Here is a 14847-nt window from a genome sequence, read left to right on the forward strand (position 1 = left end):
GATGAATGAATCACACATGCAGCACAGCCAGCACCAGCCAGCGTTTGCATCAGGGAAAATGGCGAAAGATCCGATCTGCGGAATGATGGTCGATAAGAGCACAGCGTTGTCACGGGAACGTGGCGGGCGCAGCTATTACTTTTGCAGCGACACCTGCCTGCGCACCTTCGAATCGCCAGAAAGAGAACTGAAGGCGATGAAAACCCGCGTGACTATCGCCCTCACCGGTGTACTGGCCCTGGCGCTTCTGCGTGCGGGCGCCTTCATCGCGCTGGCCGCCGGTGCCACGCTACTGACTTGGGTGCCGATCCCGGCGCTCCCTTGGTTCACGTGGGGAATATGGCTTTTCCTGTTGGTCACTCCGGTGCAGTTCATCGGTGGCTGGAGTTTCTACAAGGGAGCGTGGAACGCCATTCGCACCCGTAACATCAACATGGATTTCCTGATCGCCCTCGGCACGTCGGTCGCCTATTTCTACAGTGTCGCGGTGCTGTTCTTCCCGGACGTCCTGCCGGTCAAGGTGGCCGAGCGCGACGTCTATTTCGAAGTGTCGGCGGTGATCATCGCCTTCGTACTGCTGGGTAGGTACATGGAGGAGATCATCAAGAAAAAGTCTTCGGCCGCAGTCCGGCGCTTACTTGATCTCAAACCGGCGATCGCGCATGTGATTCGTGATGGGGAGGAGGTCGACTTGCCCGCTGAAAACGTCATGGCCGGCGAGTTCCTGGTAGTCAAGCCTGGCGAAAAAATCCCCACCGATGGCGATGTCAGTGAAGGTCAGTCAACGGTAGATGAGTCCATGCTGACGGGCGAGTCGATGCCGGTCGACAAACACCCGGGCAGTCCGGTGATCGGAGGTACGCTCAATGGCAGTGGTGTGCTCACTTTCAAAGCGAGCAGGATCGGTGCCGATACCGCACTGGCGCAGATCATCAAGATGGTCGAGGAGGCACAGGGCAGCACCGCACAGATCCAGCGCTTGGCCGATCAGGTCACTGGCTATTTCGTGCCTGCAGTGGTGGCAGTCGCGCTGTTGGCCCTGGTCGGCTGGTCTCTTGCGGGGAGTTTTCCGCAGGGACTGTTGGCCTTTATCGCGGTTCTCATCATTTCCTGCCCTTGTGCACTGGGCGTGGCGACGCCCGCGGCGTTAATGGTCGGTGTCGGCAAGGGGGCTGATAACGGCATCCTTATCCGCGGCGGCGAAGTACTGGAACGGGCAGAAAAACTGAGTACGGTGGTGTTCGACAAGACCGGCACCATTACCCGAGGCGAACCCGATGTAACCGATGTGATTTCGCTGGGCACAGCGTTGGAAAACGAGGTCTTGATGCTTGCCGCCGCCGTGGAGTCCGGTTCAGAACATCCACTTGGGGCAGCGATAGTGCGCGCCGCCCGGCATCGCGACATCAGCCTGCCGAAAGCGACCGGCATCAACGGGATCGCCGGTCACGGCATCGAAGGCACTGTCGACAGTCGCAAAGTCTGGCTGGGCAACCGGCGTTTGTTCGCTCGCCAAGGCATTGCGACCGAGGCTGCCGAAGAGCACCTCATCCGCCTGGAAGCCGATGGCAAGACCGCCATGCTGATCGGTGTCGACGACCGTTTGGTTGGGGTGATTGCGGTGGCCGATACGATTAAACCTGAAGCGGCTGAAGCCGTTGCGGCATTGCAGGCAAGCGGCATCAAGGTCGTGCTACTGAGCGGCGACAACCACCGTACTGCCGAAGCGGTCGCGCGACAGGTCGGCATTGAACGAGTGATTGCCGAGGTCTTGCCGGACGACAAGGTCGCAGTGATCCGTCAATTGCAAAGCGAAGGGCAGGTCGTGGCCATGGTTGGCGATGGTGTCAACGATGCACCTGCCCTGGCCACCGCTGACATCGGCATCGCCATTGGCTCGGGTTCCGATGTAGCCAAGGAAACCGGCGGCATTATCCTGCTCAAGAACGATGTACGCGACGTGGTCACCGCGATCAAGCTGTCGCGCGCAACGATGGTCAAGATCAAACAAAACCTGTTCTGGGCATTCATCTACAACAGTATCGGCATTCCAATCGCGGCCTTCGGACTGCTTAATCCCATCATCGCTGCCGCCGCGATGGCACTCAGCTCCCTGTCGGTAATCGCCAATTCCGCGACGCTGAAACGTGCCCGTATCGGCTTGAGTCAGGAGCCTAAATCATGAACCGCGAAGTTTTAATTATCTGCCTCCTGGTGAGTATCGTGGGCATTACAACGGTGGTTTATCTGTTGGGGCTGACTGGCAAATCGTTGGCTATAGCAGCGATTTTCCTGCTGTGCCCGGTCTTGGTCGGGGTGCAACTTTTTCGCGGTGTCCGTCAATTTGATAAGGACATGGCCGAGGCCCGTCGCAAACTGCAAAGGAAGAACCTGCCATGAAACCCCATTACGTTCCCATTCGCAGCGCCGGCCGTGTCAACTGGTTCTTCCTCGGCTTCCTTGCCATTGCCGCATACTTCCTGTTGACCGAGCACCGGGCCCACGTCGTTCCCTACTTGCCATTCCTGCTGTTGCTGGCCTGTCCGCTGATGCATCTGTTTATGCATCATGGACACGTGGGGCATGGCGGACACGAACAGGTTGATCGCGGTGAGCATGACGCGCACAGTGGCGGCTGCGGCCACCAGCACCGCGACGATCACGCTGGCCATGCGCCCGAACCAGGCAGGCAGCTGAACGACGTGACGCAACGCCCAGACCGCCCGGCATGAGGGCCGTGCCGTATACCGCATACTGGCAGCGAGCGGTGAGGGCACCCGTACGGCGAATAAATTCCGGGACAGTGCCTTCATCAGTGAATCGACTTGCCTCGGCAAGCCGCCGAAGGGAGCGTGATTATGCCGACACACAGTGTTCTTGAATTACGCGTCCGCCGGCTCGGCATTGATACCCACCAACAACCAGTGGCGTTCATGCCGCGCGATTGCCATGTCTGCCGCTCGGAAGGTTTCTCCGCCTTGTCACGCATCGAACTGATCAAAGGCACGCGTCACGTGATCGCGACGCTGATGGTGGTGGATGGACGGTGGATAGGTGGCGGTGAGGTTGGGCTATCGGAGTCGGCCTGGCGGCTGCTCGGTGCGCAGGAGGGCGAAAGCGTTGCTGTGCATCACCCGGCGCCGGTAGAGTCGATGAGCGCCGTGCGCGGGAAGATCCATGGAAGTGCGCTGTCGCGGGAGGCGCTGACTACGATCGTGAATGACATCGATGCCGGCCGATTCAGCGACGTGGAGCTGGCGGCCTTTCTGACCGGCTGCGCCGGCAACCAAATGTCGTTCACCGAAATCCGCTATCTGACCGAAGCCATGGTTGACGCCGGCGAGCGTCTGCACTGGGACCGACCGCTGATTCTGGACAAGCACTGCGTCGGTGGGCTGCCGGGGAATCGGACCACTCCCATTGTAGTGGCCATAGTCGCGGCCAACGGCCTGTGCATACCCAAGACTTCCTCGCGAGCGATTACCTCGCCAGCGGGCACGGCCGACGCCATGGAGACCCTGGCCCCGGTAGATCTCGATTTGCCAACGATGCGCAGGGTCGTGGAGCAAGAGGGCGGTTGCGTCGTCTGGGGCGGGGCCGTGCAGCTGAGCCCGACCGATGATGTCCTGATCCGGGTCGAACGAGCCCTGGACCTGGACAGCCAGGGCCAGTTGGTAGCCTCGGTATTGTCGAAGAAACTGGCGGCCGGTGCGAGTCATGTATTGATCGACATCCCCGTCGGCGCTACCGCGAAAGTACGCGATATGCCAGCGGCGATCCAACTGCAAACGTTGTTGGCCGAAGTCGGCAGCCTGCTTGGCCTCAACGTCCAGACACATGTCTCGAACGGCGATGGCTCAGTGGGGCTGGGTATTGGCCCGGCACTGGAAGCACGCGATGTGCTGGCGGTGCTGCGCGGCGATGCGCAGGCGCCACAGGACTTGCGTGAGCGTGCCCTCGACCTTGCCGGCCTGTTGCTGGAAATGGCCGGCAAGGTGCCGACCGGCCGTGGCTATACGCTCGCCGCCGCAACCTTGGCGAGTGGCAGCGCCTGGCGGAAATTCCAGGCCATCGCGAACGCCCAAGGCGGGCTGCGCGAGCCGCCGCAGGCGCGCTATCGGCACCCGGTTTTGGCCAGCCGCGACGGCCGTGTGTGCCGCATCGACAACCGCGTACTGTCGCGCATCGGCAAATTGGCTGGGGCGCCGGCGGCCCCCGCAGCCGGGCTGGTACTCGGTACGGCGCTCGGACAACGGGTCGAGGCCGATCAGCCGCTCTATACCGTGCATGCCGAAAGCCCGGGCGAACTGGCCTATGCGTTGGAGTATGCGCAGCAGCACCCGGAACTCTTCTTCATCGAGGAGGACGCGCCATGAATCCCCTGCTGTTTTGTCTCGATGGTAACCTGGCCTTACAGACCGGGCTCGCGGCCCGTGCGCGGCTGCAACCCGCCGCCTGCCAACTGCGGCAGTTTCCCGACGAGGAAAGCTACGTGCGTGTGTTAAGCGACGTGCAGGACCGCGACGCGGTGGTTTTGTGCAGCCTGCGCCGCCCGGACAACTTGTTCATACCGCTGTGCTTCCTCATGGAAACCCTGCGTGAGTTGGGTGCCCGTTCCGTGGGCCTGGTTGCTCCCTACTTGGCCTATATGCGCCAAGATCAGCGTTTTCATCCGGGAGAGGCCGTCAGCGCAAGCCTGTTCGCTGCCTTGTTGGCTCCGCACATCGACTGGTTAGTGACGGTGGATCCGCATCTGCACCGCATCCATGATCTGGGCACTCTATACCCGGTACCGCATCGAGTCGTACAGGCCGCGCCGGCCTTGGCAGCCTGGGTCGCCAGCGAGATCCCCCGGCCATTGTTGATCGGTCCCGACAGCGAAAGTGAGCAATGGGTGTCGGAGGTCGCCCGGCTGGCGAAAGCGCCATTCATCGTGCTGCAGAAAGTGCGGCTCGGCGATCGGGAGGTCTCGGTCTCCGTGCCCGATATCGAGCGTTGGCGTGAACACACTCCGGTGCTGATCGACGACATCATCTCGACGGGGCGTACCCTGCTCGAAACCGCCGGTCATCTGCAACGAGCAGGCATGCGCCCACCGGTGGCCTTGGCGGTACATGGAGTCTATGCAGAACACGCCGAACGTGATCTGCAAGCGGCCGGCATTCAGGCGTTCACTAGCAATAGCATTTCGCACGCCAGCAACACCATCGATCTGTCCGAGCTGGTTGGACAAGCCATCGAGGAGCTTGCTCCATGACTTTAAATGGATAATCGAAAGGTGACGCGGGAGGGCACATGACCGACGCGACCCGGTTCGTGATCACTGCCTGCAAACGCTTGCACCGAATGAGCGAAGTCGAGATGTGCGAACACAAGGGCATCGGTCATCCGGACAGCCTGTGCAATGGTGTCGCGGAAGCCGTGTCGCTGGCCCTCAACCATGCCTACCTGCTACAACGTCGACAAGGCCTTGTTGATCGGCGGCGAGAGCCAGCCGCGCTTTGGCGGTGGACAGGCGTTGACGCCGATGCGCCTGATTCTGTGTGGTCGAGCCAGTCCCTTGCCGAACGCCGGGCTGGCCGAATTGGTGCGGAGCGCTGCACACCGCTATCTGTCCGAAAACCTGCGCTGCGATCCGGCGTTGTTCGAAATCGAATGTGCGGTACGCAGCGGCAGCCCCAATCTGCAGCAGGCTTTCGGGCGCGGGATGTCCCACGCCTTGGCCAACGACACCTCCTTCGGCATTGGTTTCTCGCCATACTCGCCCCTCGAAAAACAAGTGCTGCAACTGGGGGCGCTATTGCACTCGGCCGCGTTCCAAGCGCGGTTTCCGGCAGCGGGCGACGACTACAAGATCATGGGCGCGCGGGTTGGCGACAGGATGACATTCACCGTTGCATTGGCGCTCATCGATCGGCAGATTCACCATGCGGCAGAATATTTCGCGGTCAAGCAGGCAATTACGGAGCATCTAATCGCGTCCCTGGCGTTTCCCTGTGATCTGGCCATCAATATCCGACATCGAGCGTACCATTGAGTGTTTGGTGCGCGGCGATCTACCTGCCTTCTGATAAAAAGGCCTGATCGATTTATGCTGAATTTGATGACCTGTTCGCGGGCAAGCATCGCTCCTGCAGGGATTTGTGGCGTTCACAAAACCCTGTGGGAGCGGGCTTGCCCGCGATGGCTGACTGACAAACGCTAAATTTCTTAAACCCGCCAAGCGCCGGCATTCACCAGATTCGCCGGCCGCTCCCCAGCCAGCGCCGCCAACAGATTCTCCACCGCACACGTCGCCATCGCCTCCCGCGTCTCATGCGTCGCCGAGCCGATATGCGGCGTCGCCACCACGTTGTTCAACTGCAACAACGGCGAGTCATGTCCCAGCGGCTCACGCTCGAACACATCCAGCCCCGCCGCGCGAATCCGGTTCTGCTGTAATGCTTCGATCAGCGCCGCTTCGTCCACCACCTTGCCCCGAGAGATGTTGATGAAGATCGTCTCGGGGCGCATCCGGGCGAGCTGTTTAGCGCCGATCAACCCTTCGGTTTCAGCGGTGAGCGGCAAGGTCAGGCAAACGAAATCGGCCTGCTGCAACAGCTGCGACAAGCTGCGGTATTGCGCATTGAATCGCTGCTCCACCGCCGGTTTTGGCGAATGACTGTGATACAGAACCGGCATGCCGAAACCAAAGTGCCCACGTTGCGCCAAGGCTTCGCCGATCCGCCCCATGCCGATGATGCCCAGCGTTTTACCGTGCACATCGCTGCCGAAATGCGCCGGGCCGATGTTGCGGTTCCACTGGCCAGCGCGAACCATGTTGGCCAGTTCCACCACTCGCCGGGCGGTGGCCAGGATCAACGCGAAACCGGTGTCGGCGGTGGTTTCGGTCAATACATCGGGCGTGTTACTGAGCAGGATTCGCCGTTCGGTCAGGTAATCAATGTCGTAGTTGTCGACGCCGACGGAGACGCTGGCAATGGCTTCCAGGTTGGGCGCCAGATCCAATAAGCCGGCATCCAGCTTCAGACTGGCACCGAGCAGCCCGTGGGCGCGGGGCAGGGCCTGACGCAACTGCGCCAGGCCCTCGGCGTCGAGGCTGTCGATCAGCGTCACTTCGGTCTGCTCGTGCAGGCGAGCCATTAGCAACGGCGAGAGTTTCTTGTACAGCACGACCTGTTTTTTCATCATCGTTATCTCAACTTCAATTCAGGAATGAGCAGCGCTCGGCCGTTGCACAACGGCCTTGGCCACGACCCGGTCACTGGCGCCAGGCTTGAGGAAAATCGTCAGCACCACCGACAGCATCAAGGCCCCGCTCATCAGCAGATAAGAGGCACCGGGCGATCCGGTGGAGCTGTTCAGGTAACCGACCAGATAAGAGCCGCCAAACGAACCGAGCGCGCCCATGCTGTTGATCAACGCCATGGCGCCACCGGCCACGTTGGCCGGGAGGATTTCCGGGACGATGGCGAAAAACGGCCCGTACGGGGCGTACATGCAGGCGCCGGCAATCACCAGCAGGGTGTAGGACCACCAGAAATGCTCCGCGCCCAAAGCGTAGGAGCCATAGAACGCAATCGACGCGATCAGCAGCGGCGGCCAGACGAAGCGTTTGCGCTTTTGCAGTTTGTCCGAGCCCCAGGACACCAGCAGCATGCCGATCACCGCCGCCAGGTAGGGCAACGCCGACAGCCAACCGGCTTCGATCATGTCCATCTGTGCACCGGCCTTGAGGATCGATGGCAGCCACAGCACGAAACCGTAGACGCCGATGCTCCAGCAGAAAAACTGCAAGGCAAGGATGATCACTTTCGGCGAGCGGAAGGCTTCGGCGTAGTTTTTCACCGCTTTGATGCCGACCTGTTCGGCGGCCAGGGCGCTTTCCAGGTCCTGCTTTTCCTGGTCATTGAGCCACGTGGCCTGAGCCGGACGATCATCGGCCAGCCGCCACCAGATAAACGCCCACAGCACCGCCGGCAAACCCTCGATGATGAACATCCAGCGCCAGTTGAAATGCTGGATCAGGTAACCCGACACCACCGACATCCAGAGCATGGTCACGGGGTTGCCGAGGATCAGGAAGGTGTTGGCACGCGAGCGTTCGGCACGGGTGAACCAATGGCACAGGTACACCAGCATCGCCGGCATCACGGCGGCTTCGACCACGCCGAGCATGAAGCGAATCACGATCAGCCAGTAGGCGTTGGAGACGATCCCGGTCAAGGTCGCCAGCCCGCCCCAGAGGATCAGGCTGACGAAAATCAGTTTCTTCACGCTGTGTTTCTGGGCGTAGATCGCTCCCGGGATCTGGAAGAAAAAATAACCAAGGAAGAACAGTGCGCCGAGCAGGGAAGACAGCCCCGGCGTGATCATCAGGTCCTTGGCCATGCCGGAGGCGGCGGCGAACCCATAGTTGGCGCGGTCCAGATACGCCAGGCTGTAGGTGATGAACACGATGGGCATGATGTACCACCAGCGGCGGGTGGCCAGTGTCGCGGTTTTCATAGTGATGCTCCTGAGCTTGTTGTTTTTGTCGCAGCAGGTAACGGGTCTGAATCAATTTTTTGCGGTGATTGTTATGGCCTCATCGCGAGCAGGCTGGCTCCCACAGGGGATCTGTGTTTGAACCCGATTTAATGTGGGAGCCAGCCTGCTCGCGATTGGGGGCCCCGAATTCGGCATACATCTCAGCCCGATCGGGCAACCCCTCCATATCCCCACGGCTCTGCACCGCGCGGCTACCGATCCAGTTGGCACGCTGCACCGCTTGGGCAACGCTGTAGTTTTCCAGCAGGGCGCTGATCAGGCCGACAGCGAACCCGTCACCGGCCCCGACCGTATCGACCACTGTTTCCACGGGCACGCCTGCAACGAAACCTTCGTCCAGATGGGTGCGGTAATACGCACCGCGCGGCCCAAGTTTGATCGCCACGACTTCAGCGCCCTGGCCGAGATAAAACGCAGCGATGTCGGCGGGGTCTTCGAACCCGGTCAGCAAACGCCCTTCGCTCAAACCCGGCAGCACCCAATGGGCGAGGGCGGCGAGGCGATTGATCTCGGTGATCATCTGTTGCTCGCTGGCCCACAGGCTTGGGCGCAGGTTTGGGTCGAACGACACGCTGTGCCCGGCAGAACGCATGCGAGTCATCAGCTCGAACGACATTTCCCGGGCCGAGGCAGACAGCGCCGGTGGAATGCCCGTGGCGTGCAAGTGCCGAGCCGTGAGCAATGGCGGAGCAATGGACCGCACCGACAAATGACTGGCCGCCGAGCCACGGCGGAAATACTCGACAACCGGGTCGCTGCCATCGTCAGTGCGAGACTTGAGTTGAAACCCGGTGGGGTGCGCGGGGTCGATGTCGACGTGGCTGCAGTCCAGGCCTTCTTTCTCCAGCGTATCGATGACGAACCTGCCAAGAGAATCCGCACCCACCCGGCTCAGCCAGGCGACGTTAAAACCCAGCCGTGACAGACCGATGGCAACGTTGCTGTCAGCCCCGGCAATGCGCTTGTGGAAGTGGTCGACGTCGGCCAGCTCACCGTTCTGCTCGGCGACGAACATCGCCATGGTTTCACCGAACGACAGAATATCGATCTCAGACATGAGCAGGCTCCAGATGGGACAGGCCAAGGCGGGAGAGGGTGGCGACATGCTCAGTGGTCAGCTGCACCAGGTCATCGCCCTGCAGCGGATACTCCGCCGCACGCATCACGCCCTGGGGCATGTGTCGCAGCAGTTGCTCCCACAGATGCAGATCAGTGGCGGCGGGCGGCACCGCCACCAGTTTGCCGTCGGCCCGGCGCGCTACCGCTTTGCAGTGCACATAACCGACGTGCCGACCGAGCAGCCGCGCGGCGCTGGCGGCGGACTGGTCCTGCCATTGCCAGTTGCCGATATCGAAAGTCATTTTGATCGGCAGGTGGTGCTGCTCGACTTCGGCGAAGAAACGCTGGAAGGGTTCGATTCGGCCGCCGTGCAAGGTCTGGTCGTTTTCCACCAGCAGTTGCACCGGGCTCTGTTGTAACGCAAGCGCCAGTGTTTGCAGATCATTGTTGTCGGTGAAATAACCCAAGGAGACTTTCAACCATTTGGCGCCGAACGCCTCGGCGCGCTTCAGGGTTGATAGCAGTTCAGGATTGGGTGTCGAGTGTCCGGCCAGCCACAATTCCATCGGTGAGGAATACACACTGTCGAGGCCCCGGGATTGCGTGGCTTCAGTCAGTTGCGCGGGGTTTTCGAGGGTCAGCAGCTCTTCGCGCCATTCGATGTGCGTGGCATGGGCCGCGGCCAGCACCTCGACAAAACTGCCTTGGCCGCGTTGACGGACAAGGTCCGCGCCGTAGCTGGACAGGCTGATGGAAACGGGTGGTTTGTTCATTGTTATGCACCTCTGAAACCGGTTTCATTTTTGGTCAAAAAAATAGTGATGTTGAGTTATGTGGTGGTTGTCAGGGCCTCTTCGCGGGCAAGCCTCGCCCCTACAGGGGTCTATGGCGTTCACAAAACCTGTAGGAGTGAGGCTTGCCCGCGAAGAGGCCCGAACATTCACCGAAGATTCCCCAGGGTCGACCCCCGAACAATCAGCCGCGCCGAAAAATCCAGCGTCCGCACCGGCCCGTCATCGCCACGCAGTCGCTTGAGCAAACATTCAAACGCACTCGCGCCAATCTCCGCCGTTGGCTGGGCGAGGGCGGTAATTCCGCTGCCCACCAGCGGGTACCAATCCAGATCATCCAAAGCGATCAGTCCGACATCCTCAAACAGCTTGCACTTCAACTCACGCAACGAATGAGTACTGGCCAACGCAGCAATACCGTTGGCACAGAACAGCGCTTTCGGCCCGGGACCCGGGGTTTGCAAAAAGGTGTTCACGCGGGCGGTCAGATCGCCGCCGGTTTCAACCACCGCGCCCGAGAGCGCCGGACGTTGCCCGATCTGCGCCTTGAAACTGCTGACCCGCTCGATCCGCGAACTGGTGCCGTCATAAGGCTCGGTGACCATCAGCACATCGCGATAACCGCATTCTTCAAGGTGCGCAACGGCCATCTCGACGGCGGTCGGATTATCCAGCCCCACCAGATCGCTCTCGAGCTGATCGACCTTGCGATCCACCAACACCATGGGCATTTCCCGGTGCAACTCACGCAACTCATCGCGGTGATGGCCGAGGGTGTTCACGATCAAGCCTTCGATGTTGTATGAGCGCAGCAGCGCCAGGTGCTGACGTTCCTGCTCGTCATCGCGATCGGTGTTGCACACCACCAGGCTGTAGCCGTGCTGACGGCAGGCGGTTTCCACCCCGTGCATCACGGCAATCGAATAAGGGTTACGGATATCGGCCACCAGCATGCCGATCAGGCGCGTGCGCCCACGTTTCAGGCCACGGGCCATTTGGTTCGGGCGATAGCCCAACTCGCTGATCGCCTGCTCGATACGCAAGGCAATGGCATCGGAGAGCAGGGCGCGGTCATCGCCGATGAAGCGCGAGACGCTGGCCTTGGAGACGCCCGCGTGTTCGGCGACGTCGAGCATGGTCACGCGGCTACGTTGGGCGGCGGAGAAGTCGTTCACGGTGTTTAACCTTGTTATTGGAGTTTGTGCAGGCTGGCTTTGAAACCGGTTTCAGAAGACACCATTAACGAGAACGCGTCAAGCCAGTGAAGCCTCAAAGCCTAGGGAAAAGCCGACGAACGGTAGCTTTACCTGTCAGATATGACAGTAGTCAAGACAGTTAAGTCAGCGCTTAATTTATTACAACAACAAAGAACAATTCCGCGAACAGGTGAAGGAGTTACGATATGGCGGCCACTGGACCACTGACATTCAATGCGCCGAAAGTCAACGGGGTGGCAGATCCTGATGTTGATCCAGAGGGGCATATTCCGCTTGAGTTGTTGCGCACGGGAATTGATGTGGTAGTTCCTTTGTGGCCCGAACCAGCGAAGGATCCAGGTGAAAGAGATATTCTGACAGTCCGTTTTGAACAGCCAGGGCAAGAACCGGTAAAAATCGAAAATACTTACTTGCCTGAGGATATGAAATCCGAATTCATTATTCATATCGTCCCGGAGTATCTGCAGAATAATGGTGTGGGCGAGTTATGGTATGACCTTCTTGACTCTGCCGATAATCCTTCTTTTTCATTTCCTCGAAAACTGACTATTGATCATACGCCTATTCCCAGCGACCTTAAGGAAGCCGAGTTTCCTCATGCTAATAAAGAAGGTTATCTAAATTGCGACACTGACCCTCCGTTATGGGACGGTGTCACAATCAAGATTCCGGCACTATCGGGATTTAATGTTGGCGATCGTTGCGAGGTGCTCTGGAAAGGTTATTCAAGCCTTAACGGCAGTGGCCCTGAGATCAGCGGAACTCGAAAAAACGTTATTCGCCCAAACTTGACCGACCAGGATGTCCGCGAAGGATACTCCTTGGTTATCGAACCTTACGACCCTCATATAAAACCAATGGTGGACAACGCCTCCGCCACCGTTGGGTATAAGGTATATCGCGGTATGAAACTTGTAGGGGAGTCAAAGGTTGCAGTGGTAAAGATAGACAGGATTATACCTGGTGAAGATGGTAAAGACCTTGCCTGCGGGCCTTGAGGAAGCATGGAGATTGGTGTTGTACAGAAGAGTGTGAAGTGGTTAGTTGGATTTTTAATTCAGGTGCTATCAATTGTGATTGCAGGAGATGTTCAAGATGAATGCAAAAGTTGAAAAAATCGAATTGTCCAAAATTGAAAAAGCCATATTGTCCAGAAGAGCTGTTCTTCAGGGAATGGGTGGAGTCGGGCGCAAGCGCGCAAATCCTGTAAAAGTTACTATTACAGCGCAAACGCTTCCGTCGGACTTGCGCATACCTATAGCAGCTTTGTCTGCACCACTTGCATATACCATTCCTCAGCCTACCGAGCCTCAGGATCCAGATGATTTGATTGAGTTCCAAATCCGCAAGAAAGGCGCTCTAGACTGGACGGAAATCGAGCCCTACCTCGAGTTGGGTCCTGTAGCGGACAGGGTATGGCCTTTGCCAAAGACGATACCGTTGGCATACCTGGTAGAGGATTCAACCCCCGAAACGCCTACCGAATATGAGGTTAGGTATATTTACTGGTATGGCGCCGTGAACGAGGGCTATTCGGACATCACTACGTACGCGATTGACCGCACGGCGCCTTACCGAGTGAAGGAACCGCCGTCAAACTATTCCCCGGGCGCAGCGACTTTCCCTGCGGATCTCGGGCCGACCGATCCTATCGATGAGGCCTATATCGGCAATAACCCATCCGGAATCAAGATCAAGGCCGCCAGTTATGGAAGCTATCATGCGACAGACACGATCAAGGTTTTCTGGGGTATAGCCCCGGATCCAGACCGCGACGAGCCTGCATTTGAGGGCTTGTTGCCTGCAGACTTTGAAGTCACCGTTCCGATTCAAAAGTTCATAGACTCCGTAGAAGGTCTCAACACATTAATTTATGTGGTGACAGACCTTGTGAAGAACATCGGGAAACGCTCCAATCCGGCCTCACGCGAAGTCAAGCGTATTGCCGATCCTACTGTATTTGAAAAACCCGTGGTGCCATTGGCCAATGGTCCGGACGGCGACGGTCTGATTGATCTGGCTGACTGTCATCAGGGGGTGTCAGTTGAGATTATCGTGCCCACGCCGAATGCTCCCACGGACACCATCATGGCTTACTGGGGGGGAGAGGAACTTGGCGAGAAGCGGGTATCAGAGAGTGTCGATGGCAAGTTGACTTGGGAAAATGTTTCTTTTGCCATCATCAAAAAAGTATATGGCAATACGGATGGTGATGAAGACACCACTATCAGTTATGGCATGTTCAGAGGCGTCCGTCGCATCGGCGGCAATGAAGATGTCATAAAAGTCAATATCTTTTATATCGGTCCGCCGAACCCGAATGAGCCGGACCCTGTAAACCCTGCTCTGAATCCTGCGGTACTGAAGTTTGCAGGCGGCAGCACTGATGAAGTAAACGAAGTGGATTATGGAAACGACGCAGAAATTTCGATTGATCTGTTTGCAACTCCTCCTACTCAAGAAGGATGGTTGATTGACATTTTTTATAATGACAAAAAGATCGGTGAGACCGTCCGCTTAACGACGGGTCAAGAAGGCACCACCCTCACACGGCCAATTCCCTGGGAAACAATTTTTGAGCAAGGAATAGGGACTAAGGTTTTGCGCTGGGTACTTTATACAGCGGCAAATCCTAACCCGATTGGTTGTCCTCCCAAAGATATTCCTGTAGCGGCTTTTCCTATTCAGACACTCGCACCCGAGGTACAGGATCTTGCAGGCCCACTCAAGAGAATCGGTTGTTCGACATTGAACTTCGTTCCTCCAGGCGATGGCACGTCTCGACGCAACCTGAAGGTGCGTATCCCTAAAAGCGCATACACTGTTGACGGGGAAACCATTACTTTAAGCTGGGCAGCGTATTCCGATGAAGCCATACCGGTACTTATCCCTGGCACAGAGACCACAGCTAGTTATCCAATCACGGGTACCTTTCCCGATGCCGGTGCTCTGATAAATATCGGCACATATGAGGAACACTTCAAGCCGGCGAACCGCGCCAACGGTGTGCTCAGTTACACCATTACCCGGACAGGCACTACGCCTACACCGCCTTCAGCGCAGGCAAAACACTTTATACTTGTTACGAATAGCGAGGCGCAGTACTGCGAGGAGGTATACCCGATTCCATGACGCCTTGTATAAACAGTGCGACCAGGCGGTTTGAGTCGCACTGTTTTTTATTGTTTCGGCATGTTAAAAAAAAACGATTCCAGCTAACGATTTTTCGA

Annotated in this window: 12 protein-coding genes and 1 pseudogene; 8 read left to right on the forward strand and 5 right to left on the reverse strand. The window is 58.3% G+C overall.

Annotation, left to right across the window (positions count from 1 at the left end):
- The first annotated feature begins 1 nt into the window (after position 1).
- The 6 genes and pseudogenes from KGB14_RS04120 to KGB14_RS04145 all read left to right on the forward strand — a co-directional run bounded on the left by KGB14_RS04120 (position 2) and on the right by KGB14_RS04145 (position 6037).
- Positions 2-2185 (forward strand): heavy metal translocating P-type ATPase, encoded by a 2184-nt coding sequence (locus KGB14_RS04120; RefSeq protein ID WP_223484211.1) that lies wholly within the window; start codon positions 2-4, stop codon positions 2183-2185.
- A complete protein-coding gene (locus KGB14_RS04125) occupies positions 2182-2400 on the forward strand; it encodes a hypothetical protein (RefSeq protein WP_223484212.1) in 219 nt (72 codons plus the stop codon). Before KGB14_RS04120 ends, KGB14_RS04125 begins: the two co-directional genes overlap by 4 nt.
- Positions 2397-2732 carry a DUF2933 domain-containing protein gene (locus KGB14_RS28525; protein WP_223484213.1) on the forward strand — a complete coding sequence of 112 codons (336 nt, stop codon included), beginning with the start codon at positions 2397-2399 and terminating at the stop codon, positions 2730-2732. Before KGB14_RS04125 ends, KGB14_RS28525 begins: the two co-directional genes overlap by 4 nt.
- 126 nt (positions 2733-2858) lie before the next feature.
- Positions 2859-4376 (forward strand): thymidine phosphorylase family protein, encoded by a 1518-nt coding sequence (locus tag KGB14_RS04135; RefSeq protein ID WP_223484214.1) that lies wholly within the window; start codon positions 2859-2861, stop codon positions 4374-4376.
- Positions 4373-5257, forward strand: coding sequence for a ribose-phosphate diphosphokinase (locus KGB14_RS04140; protein WP_223484215.1), 885 nt, complete (start codon positions 4373-4375; stop codon positions 5255-5257). Before KGB14_RS04135 ends, KGB14_RS04140 begins: the two co-directional genes overlap by 4 nt.
- Before the next feature lie 104 nt (positions 5258-5361).
- Positions 5362-6037: pseudogene (locus KGB14_RS04145) on the forward strand (methionine adenosyltransferase).
- A 173-nt stretch (positions 6038-6210) separates the two neighbouring features.
- Here the strand turns inward: KGB14_RS04145 and KGB14_RS04150 are convergent.
- From KGB14_RS04150 to KGB14_RS04170, 5 genes are all read right to left on the reverse strand, one after another.
- Positions 6211-7188, reverse strand: a complete 978-nt coding sequence (locus KGB14_RS04150) for a 2-hydroxyacid dehydrogenase (RefSeq protein ID WP_223484312.1) — start codon at positions 7186-7188, stop codon at positions 6211-6213.
- Between the two features lie 21 nt (positions 7189-7209).
- Positions 7210-8508 carry an MFS transporter gene (locus KGB14_RS04155; RefSeq protein ID WP_223484216.1) on the reverse strand — a complete coding sequence of 433 codons (1299 nt, stop codon included), beginning with the start codon at positions 8506-8508 and terminating at the stop codon, positions 7210-7212.
- A 79-nt stretch (positions 8509-8587) separates the two neighbouring features.
- Complete coding sequence (locus KGB14_RS04160) at positions 8588-9607, reverse strand: sugar kinase (RefSeq protein ID WP_223484217.1); 1020 nt, start codon at positions 9605-9607, stop codon at positions 8588-8590.
- Positions 9600-10382 (reverse strand): sugar phosphate isomerase/epimerase family protein, encoded by a 783-nt coding sequence (locus KGB14_RS04165; protein WP_223484218.1) that lies wholly within the window; start codon positions 10380-10382, stop codon positions 9600-9602. The genes KGB14_RS04160 and KGB14_RS04165 overlap by 8 nt, the downstream gene beginning before the upstream one ends.
- Before the next feature lie 167 nt (positions 10383-10549).
- Positions 10550-11575 carry a LacI family DNA-binding transcriptional regulator gene (locus tag KGB14_RS04170; RefSeq protein ID WP_317851010.1) on the reverse strand — a complete coding sequence of 342 codons (1026 nt, stop codon included), beginning with the start codon at positions 11573-11575 and terminating at the stop codon, positions 10550-10552.
- Between the two features lie 227 nt (positions 11576-11802).
- Between KGB14_RS04170 and KGB14_RS04175 the strand changes: the two genes are divergently transcribed.
- Entirely contained in the window at positions 11803-12615 is an 813-nt protein-coding gene (locus KGB14_RS04175) for a hypothetical protein (RefSeq protein ID WP_223484219.1), read from the forward strand.
- A gap of 97 nt (positions 12616-12712) precedes the next feature.
- Positions 12713-14749 carry a hypothetical protein gene (locus KGB14_RS04180; RefSeq protein WP_223484220.1) on the forward strand — a complete coding sequence of 679 codons (2037 nt, stop codon included), beginning with the start codon at positions 12713-12715 and terminating at the stop codon, positions 14747-14749.
- Positions 14750-14847 lie beyond the last annotated feature (98 nt).

The sequence above is a fragment of the Pseudomonas sp. A-RE-19 genome (genome assembly GCF_019956555.1).
Taxonomy (GTDB): Bacteria; Pseudomonadota; Gammaproteobacteria; order Pseudomonadales; family Pseudomonadaceae; genus Aquipseudomonas.

Coding starts and splice junctions, on each gene's coding strand:
- KGB14_RS04150 (WP_223484312.1), bottom strand. CDS start 7,188: ATGAAAAAACAGGTCGTGCTGTACAAGAAACTCTCGCCGTTGCTAATG.
- KGB14_RS04120 (WP_223484211.1), top strand. CDS start 2: ATGAATGAATCACACATGCAGCACAGCCAGCACCAGCCAGCGTTTGCA.
- KGB14_RS04160 (WP_223484217.1), bottom strand. CDS start 9,607: ATGTCTGAGATCGATATTCTGTCGTTCGGTGAAACCATGGCGATGTTC.
- KGB14_RS28525 (WP_223484213.1), top strand. CDS start 2,397: ATGAAACCCCATTACGTTCCCATTCGCAGCGCCGGCCGTGTCAACTGG.
- KGB14_RS04140 (WP_223484215.1), top strand. CDS start 4,373: ATGAATCCCCTGCTGTTTTGTCTCGATGGTAACCTGGCCTTACAGACC.
- KGB14_RS04155 (WP_223484216.1), bottom strand. CDS start 8,508: ATGAAAACCGCGACACTGGCCACCCGCCGCTGGTGGTACATCATGCCC.
- KGB14_RS04165 (WP_223484218.1), bottom strand. CDS start 10,382: ATGAACAAACCACCCGTTTCCATCAGCCTGTCCAGCTACGGCGCGGAC.
- KGB14_RS04180 (WP_223484220.1), top strand. CDS start 12,713: ATGAATGCAAAAGTTGAAAAAATCGAATTGTCCAAAATTGAAAAAGCC.
- KGB14_RS04135 (WP_223484214.1), top strand. CDS start 2,859: ATGCCGACACACAGTGTTCTTGAATTACGCGTCCGCCGGCTCGGCATT.
- KGB14_RS04175 (WP_223484219.1), top strand. CDS start 11,803: ATGGCGGCCACTGGACCACTGACATTCAATGCGCCGAAAGTCAACGGG.
- KGB14_RS04125 (WP_223484212.1), top strand. CDS start 2,182: ATGAACCGCGAAGTTTTAATTATCTGCCTCCTGGTGAGTATCGTGGGC.